At 32.4% G+C, this 1,373-nt stretch carries 1 protein-coding gene; it reads right to left on the reverse strand.

Annotated features, from left to right (window positions below):
* Positions 1–53: 53 nt before the first annotated feature.
* Positions 54–1,262, reverse strand: coding sequence for an IS701 family transposase (locus CLORY_RS22815; RefSeq protein ID WP_079428887.1), 1,209 nt, complete (start codon positions 1,260–1,262; stop codon positions 54–56).
* Between the last annotated feature and the right edge of the window lie 111 nt (positions 1,263–1,373).

The following is a 1,373-nucleotide window of genomic DNA, read 5'->3' on the forward strand; positions in this document are numbered from 1 at the left end:
CTATGAATGAGCGAAATTGCAAACAAATATTACCAACACGAAATAAAAAGCCCTTACGCGGCTTTGAAAAGCTGTAAAATATCATCAAGAGAAGACCCAGCTTGAGTTCTTTCATAGATAAATGATATTTTTTCAGATTCTAATTGAACTCTTGCAGTTTTCAAGCCTTCACTGAATTTTAAAGTGTCAGTGGATACTTCAAGACCGCAATAAGCATAAGTAATCATCATAATGAGGAAGTAGCGTTTAATACTTTTTTCACTACGAACTTGATAGTCATCTAAACCTAGCTTTTTCTTAGATTCTCTGAAAAAAGTTTCTATAGGCCATCTGTGTCTATAATGATTAAGTAAATCTAGAACAGACATAGTTAAATCCGTAGTGCTTACAAAAGCTCTTAAACATCCTTCTTTGAAAAGGGCTTCTTTAGGCCAACTAAGTACAATTAGAGCTTCTTTTAGATCATTCAATCTACCTTTGTAGGAATAAACATAATATTCAGAATTGCCAACTTTGACTAGGTCAACATCCTCATTAGTTAATGTTTTTCCAAGATGATTAATCTTAATGCCAAGCTTTTTGTACTTATCAGGATAAATTACTCTATTAGTACGAAAACCACCAATATACTTGAATCCAGCGTCTTTAGTAGCACTAAAAACTTTTTTACAGCTGTACCAACTATCGCACAAAACAAAACCTTCATTAACTGGAGAAGGTAAAGATTTTATAAGCTCAACAGCCATTTCAATTTTACTTTTGATTTTTTTATCATAGATAGAAATTGAATAAGGCATAACAACATCATCACAAACAAGCATAACAGTTACCAACTGGTGACCGTAAACAGTTTTACCTTTTAAATGAGACTGGTGGAAACTACATTTTTCAATAGGATGAAGCGCCTTTGACGAGGGCACGGTTCTTTCTGAAATTGTATCATCTATAGCAACGTAAATAGGTTTATTAGTTGCTTTAGAAATACCCCAAATCTTTTGTACAACTAGTTTGCGTAATGCTCTTTCAACAAAATCTTCATGCCAAGGGCTTTGAGATAAGAATCTACCTATATTGGTTCTATGTCTGAAAGGCATTAAGTCAGCTGCATCTGTAACTTTGCCAGAAAATCCTTTTTTAATCATAGCGCTCATTATTAGAGCAATGATATGCATTTGTGGTTTAGTGAAATAAAGCCCAAGCTTTGATTTCTTTAAAAATTTGATTATAGATGACGAATTTGTTATAATTGAGCCTATGAACATTTATGTTTCTCCTTTGTTGTGTTTTGCGCAACTTAATTATAACAAAAGAGTGCATAAATGTTTTTGTTTTTTGTATTGTAAATTATTGGATGTAAAAACGCTCATTTATAG

Origin of the sequence: Clostridium oryzae, from assembly GCF_002029235.1 — a bacterium.
Classification (GTDB): domain Bacteria; phylum Bacillota; class Clostridia; order Clostridiales; family Clostridiaceae; genus Clostridium_AE; species Clostridium_AE oryzae.